Consider the following 8,423-nt stretch of genomic DNA (forward strand, 5'->3'; position numbering starts at 1 on the left):
AGTGTAAGATGTTGTTAGAAGGTAAATAATGAAACAGAAGATATTTTTACTTTGGCTAGAGAGCATCTGGAAATGATTGTGCCATTTGTTTGGTTTTGGGAGTTAACAAAGTATTTTTCCTATGATTGATTTTCAGACATGTCCTAAAAAAAGTAACTATTGGAGGATACCTTAATGAAAAAAGTACCAATGGCTTTAGCATTAGCAGCAACGATTATTTTAATAGGAGCATGTGGTGTGAACGATAAGAAAAGTAAAGACTCGGAATCTAGTCAGTCAGAAATAACACTTGAATCTAGTACAAGTACAGAGGATACAAAGGCCAAAGTAAACGAAGGTGAAACATCGATTTTTACTGGCGTCTTAACAGCGGATGCAGAGCTAAACGATGGAGAAGATAAAACAATTCGTATAGTTTTAAATGATATTGAAGCAGTAGAAGATCCAGATGAGATGGAAAAAACAATGAAAAATGACGGTGTTGTATTAAATATATCAGAGGATCAATTAGCGAGTGGCTTAACTGAAAAAGAGTTGAAAAAAGGAGATAAAGTCCAATTTTCATTAAACGGCATGCCTGTTATGACAATGTCTCTTCCACCGCAAATTCCTGGAATGTCGATTAAATCAGTAGAAAAAATCGATTAATAAACACGTAAATGTAATTTGTTTTTCAGACGATTTTTCATTTTTTTGAAAAAAATTTCTTTTGTTACAAAAAAGAGTTGCAGGAACGTCATTTTGATGGTATAGTGACTCATGTAAGAAAATTAAATAGATTTGTTAGGTGAGGCTCCTATACAAACATAGGCTACTGCCCAAAAATGTCGAGAGACGCCAATGGGTAGAACAGGGATTGTCGATTACAAGGCTTTTCATAAGGTAGCTAAAAGTTCTGCTTTTTACGTTGTATAGTGCCAAAACTCAACGAATAGATCATTTGAGCTTTTTTGGTGTGCGTATATCGTAGATTATGACCTTTCGCTGAGTATTTGGCGAAAGGTTTTTTGTATGTTCTAAGCAAACTTTGAGGAGAATCGGACAAATGCGAAAATTGAACTAAAAATATTGTTTTATTTCTTGCATTGTATGACTCAGGAAAATATGAAGCAACTCATTAGAAAGATTTATTGCTATTTTCTTAATTTTAGTGCAAGAAGGGATTTGATGTAGGTGAATTTTTATTTTTAGTTAATGTAATGGCAAGTATTTTTGCGGGAATCATCATCGGGATGGAAAGGCAATGGCGCAAAAAATTAGCTGGTATGAGAACAATGACATTAGTAACACTTGGAGCATGTTTATTCGTACTTTTATCGACGTTTATTCAATCCGACAGCAGTCCTTCAAGGATTGCCGCTCAAGTTGTTAGTGGTATCGGTTTTCTGGCTGGTGGCGTTATTCTTCGAGATGGCTTTAGTGTGACAGGAATCAACACAGCGGCTACCTTATGGTGTTCAGCAGCTATTGGCAGTTTGATTGGTGCCAATTTCATCGTGGAAGGATTAGTTTGTGCAGTGATTATCACGTTAGTGAATGTCTTATTAAGAACTCTTTCCTTTAAATTAGATGAGATTTCGCAAAATAAGGCTGATGGTGAAGTAAGTGACGCAACTTATTTTCTATCTGTAATCACAAGCAACAGTAATGAAGTCCTCTTGAGAACGGAAATTATTCAGTTATTAGATTGTTATTATCTGAGTTTTCATCGCTTTTCATGTACTGATTTAGCTGGCAACAAAGTTAGACTCTTTGTGGAAATCGAAGGATCAAGAAATGGACATTTAGCTGTTAACAAAGTAATTACGCAATTATCGCAATTATCCGAAGTGTTAGAAGTAAATCAAATGGCAAACTAAAACAGAACGGAGGAATCAAAATGGTAAAACATTGATGGTAAAAATCGTAAAATGGAACAGTGAAGAATATTGGGCAGGTATTGCTTTAAGAAATAAATTACTAAAAGCAACTGCTGGGAAAGAAATGATTCAAACAATTCCGATTGAAGAAAAAAACGATATTCATGTTGTTGCATTGGATGAAGATCAAGTAATTGGCACCTTAATTATTTCAAAAGTAGATCAACAAAGCGCTCAAATCAAGCAGGTTGCAGTAAATGATGCATACCAAGGTGAAGGTGTGGGTAAAAAAATGTTGATATTTGCTGAAGAAGTTGTACGAATCACACGTTTTAAAAAAGTATTTTTATTAGGTCGTAGTCAAGCATGGGGATTTTATGTACGTGCTGGTTATCAAGAATTTGGTCAAGCGTATTATGATGGGAAGGTTCTATTGAAAGGTTTTGAAAAAGAACTGACACAAAATACACGCGTGAAAACACGAACGATTATCCATGTATAAAACGTAGTTAAAGGGGATGGAAACAAATGGATGACAGTAGTCAGAAGAAAAAGGGCTTATCAAAAAGAATGAATTTAGCAAAAAAGGATCAAACTATTATTATGTATTTGTTTCTAAATATGGGATAGTACTGCTCGTTTAACTAAACAAATTCTTTTCATAAGCCCATCAAATGATAGATGAAGTTTATAGGTCATCATTATTCGGATGTCAAATACTGTACTCTATTAATTATTTTTTAGGGAAAAGATTTATGGAAAGAAGGCGAAACAAATGGAAAAAAAAGTTTACATGAAACAAGAAGAAGGTAAAACTTACGAGTTTTTTGCAAGAAACTCTGTCGATAATATTTTTAAAACATTTAAAACATCACATAAAGGGTTAAGTAATCAACAAGCAGAACTTTCAAAAGAGCAGTTTGGTGAAAATGTCATTTCAAAAGGGAAGAAAACACCTTGGATCGTTGAAGTTTTGAGAGCGTACATTACACCATTTACAATTGTACTAATTACTTTAGCAATTATATCTTTTATTACGGATTATGTTATTGCTGCTCCAGAAGATCGTGATTTGATTGGTGTAATTATTATTTTAGTGATGGTTTTCACAAGCGGAACAATGACTTTGATTCAATCTGTTCGCTCAAGTCAAGCGGCGGAAAAATTGCATAACATGGTAAAAGTTACTGCCACAGTTGTTCGTAGAGGAGCTGACGTCGAAATCCCAATAGAAGAAATTGCATGTGGTGATATCATTAAATTATCAGCAGGAGATATGATTCCAGCTGATACACGACTTGTAAAAACAAAAGATTTGTTTGTATCTCAAGCGGCGATGACAGGTGAAAGTTATCCTGTTGAGAAAAAAGCAGATTATGAAGTGGGTACCCATAATGCAGAAACGGATTATGAAAATATTGTTTTTATGGGAAGTAACGTTGTCAGCGGAAGTGCTGTCGGTGTAGTTGTTTCTGTAGGAGATGACACATTATTTGGACACATTGCTCATGATGTTTCTGATAAGAGTCCTCAAACAAGTTTTGAAGTTGGGATTAGTAAAACATCTTGGTTATTGATTCGTTTTATGTTAGTTATGGCACCAACAGTATTTTTGATTAATGGTTTTACAAAAGGTGATTGGTTAGAAGCATTTCTTTTCGGATTGTCAGTTGCTGTCGGATTGACTCCAGAAATGTTGCCAATGATTGTTACAACAAACCTTGTAAAAGGTGCATCTTCTATGGCTAAAAAAGGAACAATTATCAAAAACTTAAATGCAATTCAAAATTTTGGTGCAATCGATGTTTTATGTACCGATAAAACAGGAACATTAACGCAAGATAAAATTATTTTAGAGTATCATTTAGATTGTGATGGTAAAGAAGATAGTCGCGTACTACGTCATGCCTTTTTCAATAGTTATTACCAAACTGGGTTGAAAAACTTAATGGATGTGGCAATTATTGAAGCAGCTGGGGAAGAATTGAATATTAACCCTGCTGACTTTATCAAAGTTGACGAAATTCCATTTGATTTTCAACGCCGTAGAATGAGTGTGGTTATTCAAAATAAAGAAGGTAAAACGCAAATCATTACTAAAGGTGCCGTAGAAGAAATGCTAGAAATTTCTAGCCATGTTGATTATCAAGGGCAAGTAAGTCCTTTAACAGCTGATTTAAAGAAAACAATTTTGAAAACTGTCGAAGAATTGAACGAAGATGGCCTACGTGTTATCGCAGTTTCTCAAAAAACAAACCCAAATGTAGATGGCGAGTTTTCTGTTTCTGATGAAAGCGAAATGGTATTAATTGGTTATCTTGCATTCTTAGATCCTCCAAAAGAAACAACAAAAGCAGCTTTAGAAGCATTGAAAACACATGGTGTATCAGTAAAAGTATTAACAGGCGACAATGCATTAGTTACTAAATCAGTTTGTAAACAAGTTGGTTTAGAAAACGAAGAACTGATTTCTGGTAGTGAAGTTGCAAAAATGAATGATGTTGAATTGAAAACAATTACTGAAAAATATAATATTTTCGTGAAATTAACACCACAACAAAAAACAAGAATTGTTAAAGTATTAAGAGAAAATAATCATACAGTTGGCTTTATGGGGGATGGAATCAATGATGCACCTGCTATGAAAGAAGCCGATGTAGGTATCTCAGTTGATACTGCAGTTGATATTGCCAAAGAATCAGCAGACGTTATTTTATTAGAAAAAGATTTAATGGTATTAGAAAGAGGTCTTTTATCTGGTCGAACAACTTTTGGTAATATTATGAAATATATCAAAATGACTGCTAGTTCTAATTTTGGGAATATGTTCTCAGTTGTCGTTGCAAGTCTGTTCTTACCTTTCTTACCAATGTTGCCACTTCAATTACTATTCTTGAATTTGATTTATGATATTTCGTGTATGTCAATCCCATGGGATAATATGGATACTGATTACTTGGATACACCTAAAAAATGGGATGCGACTTCTATTGGTTCGTTTATGAAATGGCTTGGACCAACAAGTTCTGTTTTTGATGTGACTACGTATCTATTGATGTATTTTGTGATTTGTCCACAAATTATGGGTGCAGGTTACCACGATTTAGGTCCAGAACAACAAGCAATGTTTATTGCTATTTTCCATGCAGGTTGGTTTGTTGAGTCACTATGGTCTCAAACATTAGTAATTCATACGCTACGTACACCAAAAATCCCATTCTTACAAAGTCGTGCATCATTTATTTTGACGACAATTACATCTATTGGGATTGCTGTTGGAACAATTTTACCATTCACAGCTTTTGGTGAAAATCTAGGTTTGGCAGAACTACCACTTAACTACTTTGGTTGGTTAGCAATTACAGTCTTTGCTTATCTTGCATTTGTAATGTTTGTTAAGAAAATTTATGTAAATAGATTTAAAGAATTACTTTAATAAATAGGCTTAAAAACCAATTGAAATCCGCTGTTTAGGGTTTCAATTGGTTTTTTTTATTTAAAGAGTTATTATAATAGCAAAGAATGAAACTTTTTGTTTGACCTTTACTGACCAATGGTGTATGATGTAAAAGTAAGGTTAGTATATTAACTATTATTTACTGACCTTCTTACCTAAAAATAATGAATGATTCTAGAGCAGGAGAGAATACTACAAAGGTATTCATTTAATCACGCTCTAATACAAAACAATAAAATGACCAATTGGGAGGCCTATTAATGAATATTGAAAAAATGACAACAACGTTACAAGAAGCAGTTGCAGAGGCACAACAAGTAGCTATCACTCGTCACCATCAAGAAATTGACATCGCTCATTTATGGAAAATATTTATTCAGCCTAGTCATTTCGGACGAAATTTTTATACAGATGCTGGCTTAGATATCGAAGCATTTGAACGTGAAATAGATAAAGCAATCGATGAATATCCGAGTGTTCAAGGTGGAAATGTTCAATATGGACAAAGCATGAGTCAAAACTTATTTAATTTATTTAGCGAAGCAGATAAAATAAAAGAATCTTTTGGTGATGAATTTTTATCAACGGAGATTGTTATTTTAGCGTTGATGAAACTGAAAAATTATCGCTTGACGAAATATTTGATTAGTCAAGGAATCAATGAAAAAGAACTAAGACATAATATAGAGGAAATGAGAGGAGGAGATCGTGTGACCTCTAAAAATCAAGAAGAGCAATACAAAGCCTTAGAAAAATATGGTGTTGATTTAATTCAACAAGTGAAAAGTGGAAAGCAAGATCCAATTATTGGCCGAGATGAAGAAATTCGTGATGTGATTCGTATTTTATCTCGTAAAACGAAAAATAATCCTGTGCTAATTGGAGAACCCGGTGTTGGTAAAACAGCAATTATCGAAGGATTAGCACAACGAATTGTACGTAAAGATGTTCCAGAAAATTTAAAAGATAAAACGATTTTTTCATTAGATATGGGAGCTTTGATTGCTGGAGCAAAATTCCGTGGTGAATTTGAAGAACGATTAAAAGCTGTTTTGAAAGAAGTAACAAAAAGTGAAGGGAAAATCATTCTCTTTATCGATGAGATTCATAACATTGTTGGAGCTGGTAAAACAGAAGGCAGCATGGATGCTGGAAATCTATTAAAACCGATGTTAGCTCGTGGAGAACTACATTTGATTGGTGCTACAACTTTAGACGAATATCGTCAATATATGGAAAAAGATAAGGCATTAGAACGTCGTTTCCAAAAAGTATTAGTAAAAGAACCGACTGTTGAGGATACGATTAGTATTTTACGTGGATTAAAGGAACGTTTTGAAATTCATCACGGAGTCAACATTCATGACAATGCTTTAGTTGCTGCGGCAACTCTTTCAGATCGTTATATTACAGATCGATTTTTACCTGATAAAGCCATCGATTTAGTGGATGAGGCAAGTGCAACGATTCGAGTAGAAATGAATTCTATGCCGACAGAATTAGACCAAGTGACACGTCGTTTAATGCAGTTGGAAATTGAAGAAGCAGCATTGAAAAAAGAATCAGATGATGCAAGTAAAAAACGGTTAACTCATTTGCAAGAAGAACTAGCTGACCTTCGCGAAGAAGCGAATGCTATGAAAATGCAATGGGAAACAGAAAAAGAAGAAGTGAATGCAGTTAGCAATAAACGATCAGAAATTGATAAGGCAAAACATGAACTTGAAGATGCTGAAAACAATTATGATTTAGAAAGAGCGGCCGTTTTACGTCATGGAACAATCCCACAATTAGAACAAGAATTAAAAGAATTAGAAGCTAAAAATGAGAAAGATAGCATTAAAATGGTTCAAGAAGCCGTTACTGAAAATGAAATAGCTTTAGTAGTCGGTCGTTTGACAGGTATTCCGGTGACAAAATTAGTCGAAGGTGAGCGAGAAAAATTAATGAAATTAAACGAGACCCTTCATCAACGAGTCATTGGTCAAGATGAAGCGGTAGATGCAGTTAGTGATGCTGTTATTCGTTCTCGTGCTGGTTTACAAGATCCAAATCGTCCGCTAGGTTCATTCTTATTCTTAGGTCCAACAGGTGTTGGTAAAACAGAATTAGCTAAAGCTTTAGCTGAAGATTTATTTGATTCAGAAGATCATATGGTACGTATCGATATGAGTGAGTATATGGAAAAACATAGTGTTTCTCGTTTAGTTGGAGCTCCTCCAGGCTATGTTGGTTATGAAGAAGGCGGTCAATTGACTGAAGCCGTTCGACGTAATCCGTATACAATTGTTTTATTGGATGAAATCGAAAAAGCACATCCTGATGTTTTTAATATTTTATTACAAGTATTGGATGATGGCCGTTTAACAGATTCTAAAGGTCGTGTTGTTGATTTCAAAAATACGGTAATGATTATGACAAGCAATATCGGTTCACAATTATTATTAGAAGGCGTAACAGCGGAAGGAACAATTCCAGAGACTGTAGAAGAGCAAGTGATGACAATCCTTAGAGGACACTTCAAACCTGAATTTTTAAATCGAATTGATGATACAATTTTGTTCACGCCACTAAGTTTAGCAAATGTGAAAGGAATCATTGGTAAGATGACGGATCAATTAGCATGTCGTCTAGAACACCAAGAAATAGAATTAGTTATCACAGAAGAAGCAAAAACTTGGATTGCAGAAAGTGGCTATGATCCAGCTTATGGCGCTCGTCCGCTAAAACGATTTATTACTAAAGAAGTTGAAACGCCTTTAGCAAAAGAAATTGTTTCAGGTAGAGTAATGCCGAAAACACAAGTGACAATCAGTTTATTAGACGGTCAACTAGTGTTTGAAAATAAAGTAATTGAAGAGAAGTAGATTTTAACTTATAGTTTGTTTAATAAAAAAAGCAGCGCAAAAGGTCACACGATGATTTTTTGTCGCTACTTTTTTTATATACTCGACAAAAGAACGTATGTTCTATATAATTACTAGAATTGTCTAATTAAGTGCAACATTTGTAATTGCTTCTCTTAAACCTTCTTTTTTCTAATTGTATTCTTTGATAAAATGGAAAATAGAAGGATTCACTATACAAAATGAAAATGGAGAAACTAC

Annotated in this window: 5 protein-coding genes and 1 riboswitch; all 5 genes read left to right on the top strand. The window is 34.1% G+C overall.

The window, feature by feature from the left end; translation table 11 throughout:
* The first annotated feature begins 174 nt into the window (after positions 1 to 174).
* Complete coding sequence (locus tag ACYSNW_RS17810; protein WP_461746804.1) at positions 175 to 648, top strand: hypothetical protein; 474 nt, start codon at positions 175 to 177, stop codon at positions 646 to 648.
* Between the two features lie 124 nt (positions 649 to 772).
* Positions 773 to 943, top strand: a riboswitch (M-box (ykoK) riboswitch).
* Between the two features lie 256 nt (positions 944 to 1,199).
* Positions 1,200 to 1,859 (top strand): MgtC/SapB family protein, encoded by a 660-nt coding sequence (locus ACYSNW_RS17815; RefSeq protein WP_461746806.1) that lies wholly within the window; start codon positions 1,200 to 1,202, stop codon positions 1,857 to 1,859.
* Between the two features lie 34 nt (positions 1,860 to 1,893).
* A complete protein-coding gene (locus tag ACYSNW_RS17820; protein ID WP_461746808.1) occupies positions 1,894 to 2,361 on the top strand; it encodes a GNAT family N-acetyltransferase in 468 nt (155 codons plus the stop codon).
* A gap of 273 nt (positions 2,362 to 2,634) precedes the next feature.
* Positions 2,635 to 5,295: a magnesium-translocating P-type ATPase gene (gene mgtA, locus ACYSNW_RS17825; protein ID WP_461746810.1), complete on the top strand. Its 2,661-nt coding sequence runs from the start codon at positions 2,635 to 2,637 to the stop codon at positions 5,293 to 5,295.
* Positions 5,296 to 5,576: 281 nt separating this feature from the next.
* Positions 5,577 to 8,183, top strand: coding sequence for an ATP-dependent chaperone ClpB (clpB, locus tag ACYSNW_RS17830; RefSeq protein WP_461746812.1), 2,607 nt, complete (start codon positions 5,577 to 5,579; stop codon positions 8,181 to 8,183).
* Positions 8,184 to 8,423: the final 240 nt, after the last annotated feature.

The sequence above is a fragment of the Enterococcus sp. LJL99 genome, assembly GCF_054871725.1.